Source organism: Vibrio sp. Of7-15 (assembly GCF_022347565.1).
Taxonomy (GTDB): Bacteria; Pseudomonadota; Gammaproteobacteria; order Enterobacterales; family Vibrionaceae; genus NORP241.
The window spans coordinates 1-15,665 of sequence record NZ_JAKRGH010000004.1 but is presented as its reverse complement, the minus strand read 5'-3'; the positions used below and the strand labels follow the sequence as shown (position 1 = coordinate 15,665).

Annotated in this window: 17 protein-coding genes; 11 read left to right on the top strand and 6 right to left on the bottom strand. The window is 37.3% G+C overall.

The annotated features are described in order from the left end of the window. Positions 1–10: 10 nt before the first annotated feature. Positions 11–529, top strand: coding sequence for a hypothetical protein (locus tag MHO82_RS06270; protein WP_239183013.1), 519 nt, complete (start codon positions 11–13; stop codon positions 527–529). Here the strand turns inward: MHO82_RS06270 and MHO82_RS06265 are convergent. After that, a complete protein-coding gene (locus MHO82_RS06265) occupies positions 522–1,178 on the bottom strand; it encodes an AraC family transcriptional regulator (protein WP_239183012.1) in 657 nt (218 codons plus the stop codon). The two genes, MHO82_RS06270 and MHO82_RS06265, sit on opposite strands and share 8 nt — an antisense overlap. 220 nt (positions 1,179–1,398) lie before the next feature. Between MHO82_RS06265 and MHO82_RS06260 the strand changes: the two genes are divergently transcribed. After that, positions 1,399–2,505 (top strand): 1-acyl-sn-glycerol-3-phosphate acyltransferase, encoded by a 1,107-nt coding sequence (locus MHO82_RS06260; protein WP_239183011.1) that lies wholly within the window; start codon positions 1,399–1,401, stop codon positions 2,503–2,505. Between the two features lie 84 nt (positions 2,506–2,589). Here the strand turns inward: MHO82_RS06260 and MHO82_RS06255 are convergent, their stop codons facing one another. Continuing rightward, the gene (locus tag MHO82_RS06255; protein WP_239183010.1) at positions 2,590–3,528 is read right to left on the bottom strand and encodes a LysR family transcriptional regulator; all 939 of its coding nucleotides are present in this window, start codon (positions 3,526–3,528) and stop codon (positions 2,590–2,592) included. Between the two features lie 158 nt (positions 3,529–3,686). Here MHO82_RS06255 and chrA point away from each other — a divergent pair, with 158 nt between their 5' ends. Beyond that, a complete protein-coding gene (chrA, locus tag MHO82_RS06250) occupies positions 3,687–4,838 on the top strand; it encodes a chromate efflux transporter (RefSeq protein WP_239183009.1) in 1,152 nt (383 codons plus the stop codon). Positions 4,839–4,952: 114 nt separating this feature from the next. On the opposite strand, the gene MHO82_RS06245 is transcribed toward chrA, so the two are convergent. Next, positions 4,953–5,195: a hypothetical protein gene (locus MHO82_RS06245; RefSeq protein WP_239183008.1), complete on the bottom strand. Its 243-nt coding sequence runs from the start codon at positions 5,193–5,195 to the stop codon at positions 4,953–4,955. Between the two features lie 684 nt (positions 5,196–5,879). On the opposite strand from MHO82_RS06245, the gene MHO82_RS06240 reads away from it, so the two are divergent. The 3 genes from MHO82_RS06240 to MHO82_RS06230 all read left to right on the top strand — a co-directional run bounded on the left by MHO82_RS06240 (position 5,880) and on the right by MHO82_RS06230 (position 8,630). Then, positions 5,880–6,953 (top strand): tyrosine-type recombinase/integrase, encoded by a 1,074-nt coding sequence (locus tag MHO82_RS06240; RefSeq protein ID WP_239183007.1) that lies wholly within the window; start codon positions 5,880–5,882, stop codon positions 6,951–6,953. A 165-nt stretch (positions 6,954–7,118) separates the two neighbouring features. Beyond that, a complete protein-coding gene (locus MHO82_RS06235) occupies positions 7,119–7,805 on the top strand; it encodes a PilZ domain-containing protein (RefSeq protein ID WP_239183006.1) in 687 nt (228 codons plus the stop codon). 84 nt (positions 7,806–7,889) lie between these two features. Continuing rightward, a complete protein-coding gene (locus MHO82_RS06230) occupies positions 7,890–8,630 on the top strand; it encodes a DUF3108 domain-containing protein (RefSeq protein WP_239183005.1) in 741 nt (246 codons plus the stop codon). Between the two features lie 124 nt (positions 8,631–8,754). Here MHO82_RS06230 and MHO82_RS06225 read toward each other — a convergent pair whose 3' ends face one another. After that, positions 8,755–10,095 (bottom strand): hypothetical protein, encoded by a 1,341-nt coding sequence (locus MHO82_RS06225; RefSeq protein ID WP_239183004.1) that lies wholly within the window; start codon positions 10,093–10,095, stop codon positions 8,755–8,757. Between the two features lie 987 nt (positions 10,096–11,082). On the opposite strand from MHO82_RS06225, the gene MHO82_RS06220 reads away from it, so the two are divergent. Next, the gene (locus MHO82_RS06220; RefSeq protein WP_239183003.1) at positions 11,083–11,448 is read left to right on the top strand and encodes a VOC family protein; all 366 of its coding nucleotides are present in this window, start codon (positions 11,083–11,085) and stop codon (positions 11,446–11,448) included. Positions 11,449–11,677: 229 nt separating this feature from the next. Here the strand turns inward: MHO82_RS06220 and MHO82_RS06215 are convergent, their stop codons facing one another. Next, positions 11,678–13,405, bottom strand: a complete 1,728-nt coding sequence (locus tag MHO82_RS06215; RefSeq protein WP_239183002.1) for a diguanylate cyclase — start codon at positions 13,403–13,405, stop codon at positions 11,678–11,680. A gap of 366 nt (positions 13,406–13,771) precedes the next feature. Here MHO82_RS06215 and MHO82_RS06210 point away from each other — a divergent pair, with 366 nt between their 5' ends. The 4 genes from MHO82_RS06210 to MHO82_RS06195 all read left to right on the top strand — a co-directional run bounded on the left by MHO82_RS06210 (position 13,772) and on the right by MHO82_RS06195 (position 15,222). Beyond that, on the top strand, positions 13,772–13,987 hold the full coding sequence (locus MHO82_RS06210; protein ID WP_239183001.1) for a hypothetical protein: 216 nt from the start codon (positions 13,772–13,774) through the stop codon (positions 13,985–13,987). A gap of 93 nt (positions 13,988–14,080) precedes the next feature. After that, on the top strand, positions 14,081–14,278 hold the full coding sequence (locus MHO82_RS06205) for a hypothetical protein (RefSeq protein ID WP_239183000.1): 198 nt from the start codon (positions 14,081–14,083) through the stop codon (positions 14,276–14,278). Positions 14,279–14,285: 7 nt separating this feature from the next. Continuing rightward, positions 14,286–14,441, top strand: a complete 156-nt coding sequence (locus MHO82_RS06200) for a hypothetical protein (RefSeq protein ID WP_239182999.1) — start codon at positions 14,286–14,288, stop codon at positions 14,439–14,441. Positions 14,442–14,514: 73 nt separating this feature from the next. Then, positions 14,515–15,222, top strand: coding sequence for a hypothetical protein (locus MHO82_RS06195; RefSeq protein WP_239182998.1), 708 nt, complete (start codon positions 14,515–14,517; stop codon positions 15,220–15,222). A 44-nt stretch (positions 15,223–15,266) separates the two neighbouring features. Here the strand turns inward: MHO82_RS06195 and MHO82_RS06190 are convergent. Then, the coding region (locus MHO82_RS06190; RefSeq protein WP_239182997.1) for a phage protein at positions 15,267–15,665 on the bottom strand (399 nt) is incomplete at its 5' end.

Below are 15,665 nucleotides of genomic sequence, written 5' to 3'. Positions count from 1 at the left end.
GGTGATGTTAATGAAGCAAAGTGTTATGAAGGTAATGTCGTTTAGTGGTTGTTTATCTTTAAGTTATGCTTTGCTTTCCTTACAGCCTGCAGTAGCAGAATTAGGTTGCCAGCCTTTACCACAATCGACACTTTCTCCAGAAAACCGGCTAAGTTGTAGCTCTTCTATTGACATCTATCTTGACGATGTAATTATCGATTTGCTTGAAGAGTCGAGGCAAATTAAAGTAAATCGTATTCCAGATACGTATTGGGAGGAGTGGGCCTTTCGTACTCAAGATGATCCCATCCTCACAGAAAGATTAGAAAACAGTTTTTGGGGATTGGCTGTTTGGAAACCAGAGAAATACCAAGGAGAAACTCTGACTGAAGCCGAAAGTTATGAAGATTGGCTCAAACTTCATGGACTACAGCTCAGTTTAGGCTTTGGTGAAAAAAGTGGCATAGCGCCAAGGTTTCGATTGGATTGGCGCTGGCATGATAGCTCGGATACTGATGTGTTACTTCAGCTTGAATTACCGTTTAATTGATACAGTCTGAACCGAGTACAGCAAAACAACTTTGTAGGTAGGCTGTTTTATTGCCATTAAAAAGCTGCTCGATAATAAACTCTTCTTTTCTACCAGATTTACGTAGTTTTACGGCTTCTCTTACTCTTAGAGCCATTTTCAGTTCCGCTGTAGATTGCCCCGTAATTTTTAGTTCTGGTTCTCTTTGTTTTGTATTTATGGCTTTTACCCATTGAGTAAGGATCTCTGCTTGTGGGGTCGTCGCCAGTTTAGGCTGCATTTCTAGCACTTCATCTTTTAACACTTGCAATAAATTATTTTGCTGTGAAATACGATTTTCGTCATTGTAAGTACTTTTTAGTTTTTCGATTAAAGCGAGCGCTAAGGGAGAAAGTTCAACAAATCCACCTTGTTCACTCAATGGCTCTTGTAAACGGATGGAAAAGTTTACAGTAACTGTTTTGGTATTCGGGAGTAATGTCACGGAACTTAAACAATCAAACGGCGTCCAAAAAGCAGAGTTTGGTAAAATGATGTGTTCATGTTTTCCCATTCGTACTAATGCCATGCCTTGCTGAACCAGCAATAAAGAGTACTGGTTTGCATTTCTTCTTGGAGACATTGTTAAGAATGGGTGGGAAATACAAGAGAACTCTATTGATTGCTTCATGGTGATGCTCGATAAAATGACAAAGATAAATGATCGCTTCTTTATCGGATAAATTCAAATAATTAGCGACAAGAAGCCACTACTAATGTGCTATTTGACTAAATTATCATCGCTTTTGTCTGGTTAGACCTCCGATCTATTTAAAACCTTACATTGAGCACTGTGATTATTACTGTTAATGCGTAGAATACAACAGATTTTTTAAAGATAACTCCCGTTGATGACTAATATAAAAGACCCATATCAAGATATACGTCCTTACAATGATAATGAAGTTCCTGAGGCATTAAACCGTCTGATCTTAGACGATGAATTTATTCAGGCTATTATTCAATATCGTTTTCCGAATTGTTCAAAAGTAGTTATGTGGGTTTTAAAGCCACTGCTAAAAGTTTGGCTAAAAACAAAATGGTCGAATTTAAAAACTGTTGACGATGTTCAGCAGCATGTTGCTAACTACATGGAATCTACACTGAAAAAAACCAGCGATGGTATTACCTTTTCAGGATTAGAGCATTTAGACCCATCTCAATCTTATTTATTTGTTTCTAATCACCGTGATATTGCCATGGATCCAGCTGTTGTTAACTGGGGATTGCATCAGCGAGGCTTGAATACGTTACGCATTGCCATTGGTGATAATCTACTGAAAAAGCCTTGTGCGACAGAACTAATGAAGTTGAACAAAAGTTTCATTGTGAAACGTTCGGCAAAAGGCCCACGTGAAATGATGAAAGTGCTTGGCCAGCTTTCCGGTTACATCAAGCATTCATTAGAAACTGGTAACTCTATTTGGATTGCTCAAAAAGAGGGACGAGCTAAAGATGGTAACGATAAAACTGATCCTGCTATTTTAAAAATGTTCCACGTCGAAGGGCGTAAGCGTAAGTTGTCATTCAGTGATTACGTGAAAGAGCTGAATATCGTACCTGTTTCCATTTCTTACGAAAATGATCCGTGTGATGTTGCAAAAGCGAAAGAGTTACATCAGATTGAAAGCTCAGGTAGTTACGAAAAAGGTGAGTTTGAAGATATCGAAAGTATTGTACAAGGTATTATTGGTCAAAAAGGGCGTGTTCATGTTAGTTTTGGTGAGGTAATAAAACAAGACTTCGAAAACCCTGAAGCGTTAGCGATAGAAATAGACCGTCAGATCCACACAAACTACAAGCTATTTCCTATTAATTTCCTAGCGGCGGGTGAAGAAAACAAAGCCGCTAGTGAAAAAGCAAAAATAGAACTGGAAAGTAAGCTTGCTCAGCTGCCCAAAGCTGCTCATCCCATTTTAATTGGCATGTATGCAAACCCAGTGTTAAATCAGAACTGAGAATCATAATGAGGAAGTGACAATGTCACTCTATGGTTGAGCAGTAAGAAAGCGCGCTCTAGCTTCATAACTAGAGCGCGTTTTTTATAGGTTTTTAATTTGCTCAGCAAGTTTAAGATCCCAATAGGGTGGGTTACCAAATTGCTCGGAAAGAAAATCGATAAACTTTCTTACTTTAGGGGCTAAGTATTTACGTCTTGGGTAAACGACGTAAATAGGTAAATCTAAATCGGCTTTCCATTCTGGAAGTAGCTGCACTAACTTATCGTTTTCTAATTCGTTTTCAATTAAATACGTTGCAAGATAAGCGATCCCTAAGCCAGAGCAAGCGGCATCTAACACCGCTGGGGCATTATCAATTTTGTAATTACCTCTTACACGAACGGTTTGATGTAAACCATCACGTGTAAATTCCCAATCAATGTATTTCCTTTCACGGCTTTGATAAGTAATGCAGTTGTGTTGCTTCAATTCCGCTGGCCTTGTTGGTGAGCCGTTTTGTTCAATATATTCCGGAGACGCACAGACGATGAATCGGCAATCAGCAATTTTTCGAGCGACCATTCCTTCCGGTGGATCTTCATGTAATGCTACCCAGCAATCAAAGCCTTCTTCAACTAAGTGAGGTCTATGATCAAATAAGCTTACGTCTAAATCTAAACTTGGGTGAAGCTTCTTAAATTCGGCGAATGCCTGAGTAATATGTTTATTGCCAAATGATTGAGCAACGCCAACTTTCAAAACGCCTTTAATTTCATCTTGATAGCCCGCGACCAGCGCATCTGCTTCATAAACTGTGTCTAAAAGTTTTTGCCCGTACTCGGCATATTGTGCGCCCAATTCAGTAAGAGATACCGCTCTTGTACTTCTTTGAACTAATTGGCATCCCAGCCTTTCCTCTAAGTAACGGATCTGTTTACTTACATGAGATTTCGATATTCCTAATCTTTCTGCTGCACGGGTAAAGTGTTGTTCATTTGCGACTGTCGCGAGAATAACCATTTGTTGTAAGTTATCTAACATGCTTTTTACCAGTAAAAGATTGGGATTGAATTATAGCATAACTGGCAATTGACTAACTGACTGAATTAACAGCTAATTGATTTAATTAATTAGAAGGATTAAATCAAACGATTTCAATAATCATGGTTGAGGGAATATGATGTCTTTAGGAGGACATTATGATTTCAGTTTTTATTCAATTTTTTATACTTGGCCTTTACAGTTTTGGCGGCCCAGCTGCACACATTGGATTTTTTCGTAAACAATTCGTTGAAAAAGAAAAATGGCTAAAAGACGAAGAGTTTTCATCCGGTTTTGCCTTATGCCAATTTTTACCGGGGCCTGCAAGTAGTCAGCTTGGTATGTATATCGGGTATCACAAGGCTGGGTATTTAGGGGCACTAGCCGCATTTATTGGTTTTACTTTTCCATCCTTTGCACTGTTAACAGGTTTGGCTATTTTAAATACGGAAATGCCAGATCTTTATTGGGTACAAATAATGGTTACAGCAGCTAAACTTTTGGCTGTAGTCGTAGTTGCTGATGCTATTTTATCAATGGGTAAAAATTTTATTACCGATAAAATTACGGCGGGCTTTGCGGTGATTACTTGTGTTGTACTTGTCTTATTCTCACATGTCGCAACGCAATTAATTATTCTTATTCTTGCTGGTGCTTTTGGTATTTATCGAGCCAAGAAAGCAACGAGAGAGGAACATCATAAACTAGAACCATTTTCTATAAATAAAATCGCATTTATTCTGTTTAGTACCTGTCTCGCGGTAAGCTTGTTTGTTCCTGGCTCAGCACTTTACAGTTTATTTTCTGTTTTTTATCAAGCGGGTAGTTTTGTATTTGGTGGAGGACATGTTGTTTTGCCATTGCTAGAGCCAATGATGAAAGAGATGGTAACACCAGATCAATTTATATCGGGTTATGCATTTGCGCAATTAGTCCCTGGCCCTATGTTCACCCTCGCAGGTTATCTTGGTGCAAACATTTCAGGTATTAACCCAGTTTTGGGTAGTGTGGTCGCGACAGTTGCTGTGTTCTTACCTGGGGCATTTTTATTGTTTGCGGTATTACCAGCATGGAAGGTTATTTCACAAGATCCTTTGGTAAAACAAGGGATCGTATATATTAATGCTTGTGTTGTGGGATTATTGTTAGCTGCATTTATTAACCCTGTATGGACAAGTGCAATAAGCTCTGTTTGGCATGGGTTATTTGTGATTTTTCTATTTGCTTTAATGAGAAAATTTAAGTGGGGAGTTCCATACATTGCGTTAGCGTGCGTTGGGTTTTCTTTAGCTGCCTCTGTACTTAGTTAAAGTATTTTATATCGCGGCTCTTATTGTAAGAGCCGCTTTTTACTTAATCTTAATGCACTATAATTTAAGAGTGATATATAAAACAAACTAAAAAAATAAGAGAGTATTTATGTTCTAACGATCTTTAAACAATTCGTCAAAGGCAGCATGAAAATTGTCTACTTTCTCTTTTTGCCCGTAATACGCATCTCTAAGCCTTCCGTATTTTTCCTCTAATAAACGATACTTTTCTTCCATTTCTAAATACTGTTCTGCAGCAGAAATTAACGCTTTTGATGACGATTTTTCGTCTGTCGCTTTTTTTAGCTGCTCTAGCATGATTTCTTGTTCGTCTGTTAGCCTAAGAGTTAGCGCCATTGTTATTCCTAATTTGATAGCAAAATAGAGAGGGTAGTTTAATACCGACTCGAAATAATGCAATCAAATTTCATTTAAATAACCATTTTTATTTATTTTGATATCAAATCGTTACTATATATTACTGTCATTTAAAATGGTAAAAACTGAGCTTTGATACGTTGTAACTTTTTAAAAGTTTTAGGTTATTCATGTAGTAAACTTGATTATGAAGTTAATAGGAGAGTATTCCTTGGCTTATAGTTTTTAAATCTCGACTACATTTGGCTAGTAACTGGTGCTCTATAAATTTTTATTCTTATATGGAAATAAGCTTGGCTAGCTTAAATCAATATGTAGAAAGGTGTATCAATAGAACGAAATGCCCATGCTTTAATAGGGTTCAAGATATATAAACAGCATTTCAAACCAAGTTTCCGTACGCTAATATAGACCAATATACCTCTCAAAATAGCATATTTTCTTCGGCGACCTTTCTTACTCTTATTTGCCTAACTTTTATACTAAATATAAGATCTTATATTTTCTTATGATCTAAATTATTGATCTTAAATATATAAAGCCATTACTAAATTAGTAAGAACTTAAGCGTGAATAACTGAAATTCATCACGTTTAAGTTATTGCTTAATAAAGGTTTATTAATTACAATCTTTCGACTAGCTACAAGGTAGAGTTCAAAGTCGTGTTACCAGAATTACAAAGATCTGAAGTGCCAACTCCAGATCACATGAGAGATCTTGTTCAACTGTGCAGAGAACATAAAGTTTCTATTTATGAATCTGAAGAAGTACAGCTGGCGGTTGAAGTTTTACTAAAAGAGTTTTTTCAAAGAAAAGGGCAATTTCGTGAAAGAACATTCCTGCGTTTAGAGAGTGGTTTAAAAGCATTTAAGTCCTTTTGCCAAGAACGTGATTTATCTTATCTGCCAGCCAAGTTTTCTTCTGTTGAATTATTTGTTCAGTATCGATCATCACTCGTTCGAACCAGTACGCTAAAAGCAGATATTTGGGCTATCTCTACATTTCACCGGAAATTGGGGTTACCCGATCCAACATTGCATGAGTATGTACGTGCAACGGTTAAAGAAGCGACCTTAACTAAAATAGGAGACTTAGAATTAATTAAGCAGGCAACACCTTTAAATCTTCAAATTCTTAAAGAGTTGCAGGAAATTTGGACAGGCCCGAATGCAAGTTTGATCCAAAAGAGAGATTATGCAGCATTGGCCATGTCTTATAATGGATTATTGCGCTGTAGTGAGCTCCGACATCTTCGTTTAGACATGACCACCCATGTAAATGGCAGATTAAGAATCGCTATTCCTTTTAGTAAGACAAATATCAGCGGAATAGCTGACTACGTGACATTGTCACACTCTGTAAGTCAGGCCGTTTTAGACTATATGAGAGCTGCGAATTTATCTCTGGGTGATAATGGTTATCTCATTCAAGGTATTAGTGCCCATAATAAAGTCAAACGAATGAAAGACAGTGAAGGGAATTTAAAACCTGTTGGGTATACAGCCATTAAAGACATATATACTCGTGCATGGAAAATCACAAAAAATTATTTTGAACCAAACTCCCGTGCATTTTCGACACACTCATGTCGAGTAGGTGCAGCAGTAGGATTAGCACAACGTAAAGTTGATGTATTACAAATAATGAAAGCTGGGCGCTGGACGAATGCAACAATGCCCAATCGCTATATAAAAACATTAGATAACAGTGACACAACAGAAGACATGATGATGTAGGGCAACATAATTATCGATTATATTGATGACTTTACTTATGTTTTTGCTAATGCTCACAAAAAAAGATTTAACTTACCATTCTGTCATGTAGCTTTCCCCAAAAGCACCTAATATTAAACTAGGGTCAATGTAAGAGGGTGCACTTTGATTGGATATGGTTTAGGTTTGAATCAACGTGAAGAAGCTGGAGACATAGTTTCTATTTCGGCAGACAAAGCTTTGCCACTGTTATTACACGGTACACCTGTTACGTTAGATGTACCGCTTGGACACCAATTTTCTGAAAAGATAAAAACACTTTTTGTAGGTCGACAGGTAAACAGTGCGTTACTTTTTCAAATCCCATCAAACGTTTACCAGGATGCAAAAAAAATTCTTCCCGAAGGTGCTCCATTAACGGTAAGAGGGATCTCGAATCAGGGGGAAGGGGCTGTACTTGCCTTTCGTACAACGGTCCTTCGTCATTACTCTCCGCCGAATCCAATGGTTGCTTTATCAATACCTGAGACTATGCAAGTAAGACAGCTCAGATCAGAGCCTAGGTTTGAACTTGATATTCCAATGACCATCGATATTGATAATTATTCTTTCTCTGGAAACATTACCGATATTTCGTGCAGCGGATGCGGTGTATTGTGCGAAAATCATTCTTTTTTAGAAAAAGACAAAGAAATTCAAATACGTATAAATAAATTAAATAATGGGAAAGAATATATTCTTAACGGTTTGATTCGAAATGTAAGAGAGAAAAGTAACTTGTGTACTTTAGGTATTTACTTTAATGACAAAGGGCTGATCTCTGCGCAAAGTTTACTGCAAGATATTATTTTGAAAGGAATCAATAACAAGTAACACCCTAATAATTAAATACTATTTCTTTGCTTAATATCATATGGTAGTTTACTCTCTTCTGCGTTGTAAATAAGAACTCAAATCATGATACCGAAAATTTCTAGATCTATTCTTGCTTTGTCACTGATGTTTTCTGCCTGTTCTGCTGCTGATGAAAATCAACATTTACAGGCTACTAAACAACCAGTCAATATTAATAAATCATTTAGTTACGACGTATCGTATAAAGGGATTAATATCGGAGATATGGTGCGAGAACTACAGTGGAGAGGAAATAGCATAAAAGCCAATATTACAGCTGACTTTTCTTTTTTGTTCATGGATTTTGGTGGTAATCAACAATCGAAAATTTCGTGGCAACCACAATCGGAAGAATTTTTAACACGCTCATTTATACGTAACACCGATGGTTTTAGTAGCGTGCGTATGGAAGCGGAATTTAGTGAAGATGGACACAATAGTCAGATTACTAACTTAGGTGAAAAACTCACATTTAGTAATGCAGATCATGCCATTATTGATTTTAATACATTAGCACTCGAAATTAGACATGGTGTGATGTCTGGTGAAAAGCAATTTGAAATCTTTATGCAAACCTCAGATGACATTGCTCATTATTTTTTTGAAGTAAAAGGCAAAGAAATGGTGAATACGGAGTTTGGTCCTTTATCGGCTTATCGTATCGAGCAGATTAAAAAAGATGACAGAACTTTGATTATATGGGTAGCTCCTAGTATCGATCATCAAATGGTTAAGTTTCATTACCAACGTAGAATTCTAGATATTAGTGGGGAAATGACTAAGCACTCAATAACAGTGCTGTAGTTTTTGTCTTAGCGAAGAAAAAAGCACCGTGTATAAAAAACACGGTGCTGAATATTTCATACACGTAGGTTTCTAGTCGGCCTAACGCTCTTTAAATCTAGAGCTCATATTGCAGAAATGCAAGTTAAGCATCTACTCTACGTTTTACACGAAAAGTAACAAGGCAGCCGAACAAAAATGTAAATAGAGCGGCTGGTTCAGAAATTGAAATAGGTGGTGGGGGGGTAACACTTGCTGAAAGAGCACAACGCTGAAGCCTATTCTTGGAGCTTAACTCTACCTTTGAACTGATTAATTGTGTACAACCCTGAATATTATTAGCAGTAATGATTGTGTCACGATCGGCATCTAAATCCCAAAGAGCAACACCACCAAGTATGACATTACTAAGGTTAAATACTTGATTTCCCGCCGCTCCTTCACTGTAAAAAATAGCACCTAGCTCTGATATAGGGTCCTCGTCACAAATGTTGGTTTGAAGCGGATCTCCATTGGCATCTTCACATCCATCGCCAAGCATAATGGAAGAGTTGGAGAAAAGGTAGTTGCTGTCGTTACCCGCTTTAATCTTAAAAATTGCGGTGACTTCATTATTTTCAGAATCTAAAATCCAGTCACTGTTATTCACACTAAAATCGCCAGATACATCAATTTCAATAACAGCAAAGCCATCGTTATTGGTGTCAATCGCATCTAAGTCAGTAACGAAAGGAGTTCCTCCGTCTTTGTAGCTTTCATCTTCAATGTTATGGTTGATAGTAAACTCTTTATCGAGGTGTTCAATAAACGTTTTCCAGTCGCCCAATTCACTTAAAATACCAGCAGGATCAAATTGATTGACGCCAGATCCCGTCCCCAGATCCACACCGCTGCTTGCATCATCGACAAACCAGCTATTATCTTTATCATCTGAAATATAACAGTCATCTGGATCTATACGGCAGTCGATACCTAGGCTTGCGAAGTAATCTGTATTTTCAGAACTGAAGCCAGCATATTCACCAGTAAGAGCGACATTACCACTGTAATCAGGCTCTTCACCTAAACGTCTCGCTCCTGGTAAAAAATCACTAATCAGAATATTGTCACCGTCGACATAATCTGGGTCTGCATCTGTCCAACGGTTGTTTGAGTTAAATGGATTTTTGCCATCTTCAGGAACAAAAGTACCTGTTAAATCTAAGCCAATATCGGTATAGGAACGATGCTCTTGAGTTTCTGGATTTTCACCTGAACCAGTACCACTAGAGACAACTTCTTGATCAGCCCCTAACTCCCCGCCATTTGAATTAAATGCTTCAAACATTTCACTGGATGTACCGCTACCAGTAGCAACAACCAAATAGTCATCTAAAAATAAGGTAGTAGGTGTGGGTAAATGAACTGCCATGGCATTGTAAGTTAGAAACAGGCCACTACCAAATACCAGCTTTATATAATGATTTTTAAAATTTTTATATATCATAAAGCACCATTACCTTTGTTTTTATTTTACTTGGGTTGTAAATACCTAGATTCTATTGGTTTTTTCTAGCAATTTCTGAACCAGAACAATAAGTTATATAAATCAATGAGCTAGGATTATGAATAAACGTAGATGTAAAAAAGTCTGACAGATGTAATATGAAACTTATTACAAAATGACAAAAATGTATAAAAAATAAGATATTAGACACTTATTTGTTGATGAATTTAACACTCCGATTATTGGCATGAAATGGACTTTTTTTGAACAAAATAGACGTAAGTGTCAGAATTTTTTCCATTTTCCAATTGAAAACGATGCTTTGCTTTATAGATATATAATTAAGAAAAATGCCTCGCTAAATATAAATAAATGGGATGTGTTGCATATTTTTTAAAGGGTAAGTTTATAAAGTGAGAGAAAGCTAACAAGATAAATTATCAAGGGTAGTAATTAATACGGTAATAAAACATAGTACCTGTACACCAAATATATAGCTTTATCTCGTATTGAGCAGCCTTCCTTCGACGAAGGCTTTTTTTTGCTTGAAAAAGGCCCCTCATCAAATTTCTGTCTTCATACCACGCCGACAAAATTTCTTTCTCAGAAAGTGGAAATCTACCACTAATGGAGTACACTTCTAAGGTATCCGCCAATAATAACAATTATATTAATTGCATATTTGTCTTGCCTTCATTCGTAGAAGGATTTTTTTTGGCTAAAAAAAAGCCTCAAACAATACTCGTTTGAGGCCATATTAAGGGGTACTGGTGTAAGCCATGCCTACCACTTTAGTATAAATCCTCCCACTCTATATGCAATCAAAATCATATTTTTGAGGTGGTTTTTTAACCATTGAAACTAAGTTTTCAGTCAGCTACAGATCTTTGCTTCTTAGGTGAAACAAAAGCGACCATATAAACATATAGATCCATATATATCTAACTGTTAGGCTACAAACAGTCGTTAGGAATTGGAGTTAGAGAAATGGAAAACCTGAATACAGTCGAAATAAAGTCATTTATTCCCGCCAAAGACTTTGAGTGCTCTAAGCGTTTTTATCAGTTCATCGGTTTTGAAATGGTGTCGGACTTTGAAGGTATCGCTTATTTTAAATCGGGTTCTTGTTCATTTTTACTCCAAGACTTTTATGAACCGGTTCATAGCAACAATTCCATGATGCACCTTTTGGTTGAAGATGCTCAAAGTTGGTATGAGCACATACTCAAACTGAATATTGTTGAAGAGTTCGGTGCAAAGGTGACTGATCTTGTTGAGCAACCATGGGGAATGCTCGAATTTTGTGTCACTGATCCGAGTGGTGTTTTGTGGCGCATAGCCGAAAATAAGTAGTCTAGTAAAGGTAACGATTTTGAAGTGTGTGGTACAAAGAAGACGCAAGCAATTTTTACGGGCCCCTAGATTTTAGTAGAATAGGGGTTAAGCTTGCGTTTGCTGGATCTGTGATCAAAAGTAACGTGTACCTCGAATTCAACTACCAATAAGTACACCCGAAGAAAAATTTATACGATATACGTTTATTGTTGAAAGTCATGTGGTTTAACTTCTTAACATGCCTAAGTCATTCAGTGTATTTATGTGCTGTGGATATTGTATTCCTTCCTTTATTTTTTGACTCATATAAAGCGACATCAACCCTTTCTAGGAAGTCTTCTTTTGGTTTCGATATAGCTGGTATTTCAGACCCAACTCCAACACTGATAGAGACAAATCCACTAATAGGTGAAGATGGATGAACAATCTTAGCACTATTAACAGCATTCCTCAGTCGGTTAGCTACCGATAATACTTCACCAATGGAAGTATTGGGTAACAAGAGAACAAATTCTTCACCACCATACCTTGCAACTAAATCACTGTTCCTTTGAGCGGACTGAGATAAAAGTTGTCCAACCTGCTTTAAACATAAATCACCAGCAGTATGACCAAGGGTATCGTTGTATTTCTTGAAAAAATCAATATCAATCAACACTAATCCTAAATATGATCCATCTCTGTTGCATCTTTTCCACTCAACATCAAATCTATTATCAAATGCTCTTCTATTTGAAATACCAGTCAGTGAGTCATTCAATGATAAACGTTCTAGATCTTTGTTTAACTTGGTCAATCCCTCGTTGGCCTTTGACAACTCTTTTGTTTTTTCTTTAACTCGTTCTTCCAATACCTGATTCGCATCAATCAACTTATCGGCCATTTGATTGAATGACATGGCCAACATACCCAGTTCATCTTTACTAAAAGTTTGTATTCTTCTACTTAAATCACCACTGGCAATCATGGCAGCAACGTAAGTAAGATCTATGATAGGTTGAGTTATCGTTCTTGATAAGATCAAAGCAACAACACCACTGATTAAAATAGTGATTAAAGAAGAAATAATTAAAAAGTTTTTTTGTTCATTAATAACCCCTAATGCATCTTCATAATCAATCTTATAAACCATACCTAATCCGATGGAATCAAACGTGTAGGCCACAGCGAGAACTTCTTGTTGGTGATGATCAGTGTAAGTTGAAATATCGTCTTTTCTCTGACTAGATAAAAGAAACGGATCAACCCAACTACCTGGGCTATAACCTGAAATCAAAGATTCCGGGTATATCGGCATTACTTTCCCTGTCAATTCATTCTTATACACTAAGGTGGTTTCTTCTGAGCTTCCTAGGCCATACTGGTTTGAAGCGATGATAGAGAAATCGCTTAAATCCATAACCAAAATCAAATAACCAATCAGTTCACTATTTAGGTACAGCTTTTCTGATATTAATAAGTCAGTTGAATCGTTCATCTGGTTACGAATAAATGATGTTTTATAAGTATTCTCATTTTCTGGCAGAATCGCTTTTTCCACCTTAGACGTTGTAGTTTGGTTAGATGTCGACACAATAATGCTTAAATCAGGGGCTATAACATCAATCTTCCTGATGCTCTTAATAGGAGCTTGAGCATCACTGATAATGTTTCTTATCTTGGTGATGTTTTTTTCTTTCACTTCCTCATCATTAGTCATGTTTATCTTATTGATACTTAACCTAAGCTGAGTCCGAGAGCTAATTAATGACACTCTTTCTTGATGCTTTCTAATTACTTGATGAACTAAATTCTTTTTATTATTGGCAACAGTTTTCAAATGATCTACTACAACTTGCTCAATTTTTTCCTGACTTTTTTTATGATAAATGGTGCCAGTTAACACTAAAGAGCTCATCATAATCGTTAAAAGAATGATTGTTATCTTTTGTCTAATGCTTATTCCATTTAATTTAAAATTATTAGGTAAGGACATTAAATTCAGCCAAATACTATTTATATTAATATTATTTATAGACGACTTCCCCTCAACAGCAATAGGATTTTATGAAGTAACACCGACCACATTGTTTAGTTTTACGGGCTAATCCGATTGCTTACAAACCAGATTATGATCTCAAACTCGGTGACAACTTAGTACATCCCATAACACTGGATGTGTCTTGTTGGTTAGCACCAAAAGTCTTTAAATGGCTCTATCTTCGTCAAATCATCCACTTCATGCCGTTTAAATCGCGTCTTTGACAGCGACGATGAGTTCGAAAAATTCACCAATCCGGTTTACGGGTTCCGAACGGGCGCGAGAATATTTCGCAGTTACAACCGCCAAGGCATCAACAAATTGTCAGGCATCATTGCCTACTTTGCGCCCAGCCATGAAAACGACACCGACCACTATGTAAAGACGATTTCCAAGTGGACAGGCATTCCCGCCACACTGCCTATCAACACCAGTGACAATGTCACGTTAGCTAAGGTATTACACGCCATGTCACGGATGGAAGTGGGCAACTATTACACGCTGAAAACAGCGCGGGCGGGGGTCGATATTGCATGACCAAGAAACAAATTGTTTTAAAACTGGGGCTTAGTGTCGCGGGCATGGTCATCGGCGCATACACCATAAAACACCTAAAAAAGAAGGTTTATTATGAAATTGAATGAAAGCAGCACAAAGACAGGTTTAGTCCTTCTAGGCACTGCCGCTACGGCATTGGTGACAGGGCAAACCCAACTTATTGACATCGACTTAACGAACTCAGGGATAGAGTTGGGCGGGGTAATTCCAACCATTATCATGAGCTTAGTAGGCTTCTGGGATGTGGTACGAAAAGAGAGAAAAGGATAGGATGCGCATGGAAATATATCAAACGTTGATGGTTGCTATCGCGTCCGGCTTTGCATCAGCAGTGGGGACAACAGCCACCATTAAAACGGATATTCGTTGGATTAAGCAATTAATCGACAAATTAGAAGAGCGGGTTCTGAAATTAGAAAAGGGCTCACTCTAATTTAAGCAGATATATACGGCACAGATCCTTATATATCTGTTGTCGGCTCTCTTTTATGCTCTCGGAGAAATATGTGGCACAAGTTAGGCCTGAAATATATAAAGCGATTACAGATAACGATATAGAAAATGTTATTTTTTCTGATCCGTTTAGTGATGTAGCTAGAAAGTCTAAAAGAAACCTTTTAGCTGCCGGATTCATAGGTCTTCTCATATCAGTCCTAAACCTTGAAATAAGTGGCTTTCTTGGGCTAAAAGCGACCAATATGAACCTTGGTAATGATATTGCGCAAGGTTTGGCATTTTTAATAATACTTTATTTCTTTTTATCATTTATGTTTCATGCCTATATTGATTATTCAGCATGGAACTTTGAGCGAGAAAAACAATTAACAAAACCATATTTCGACCTTGTGCACCTTATTGAAGGGCATATCAATGTAACGGGTGAGCAGATTAAAAATGCTACTTCTAAACTCGACTCATTATCAGATGAAGAAAGCATACAGGCTCAAATCGAAGTTTCGAAAGAAGTTAAGAGTGCTAGACAGCAACTTGATTCAATCAATACTCAGTTGTCATCGGTAATTAGCGAGGTTAATCCCCTGATTAGTAGTTGGCGAAACACTATCGGAAAGATGGACAATTTATCAATGCGGCTAAAAGCCCGTTTTATTAGTCTTTGGGGCTTGGATGTTATTTTTCCACTAGTTGTCGCAAGTATAGCTTTATATCAATGTTATTCAGGCGTGCCAGCCTTGATTTTAAAACTAACGAGCTAACTTATATGTTTTCGTATGGAGTGCGTTATGAAAGTTGATTATGATTATCTAAAAAAATTGCTAGAAAAATTCGAGAGTAATGAAAAACCATTTCCCCTAATATCTGAACTAACATCCGGCTTGGCTGGGTAGTTGGGAACATCTTTGGGGTCAGGATGACCATGTAATTGCAACAGCAGCTGATATTCATCCCGTTGATAGGCAAAGCTGGCCAATTCCTTGGGACTGAATTCACGGCCGTCCGGCGTGATGAAAATCCCCAGTTCTTCATTGATCCGAAAACCTTGCCAACGTATGTCATTGGGTAAATAACCAATGGCTTTGATGATGAGCAGTTTTTCCGTCATGGGATTCAGGGCGACACAACCGTTAAGCCAGCGTTTGACCGTCACGGGTTCGACATGAAAAAATTCCGCGCCTTGGCGATAGTTCTCAAATTCTTG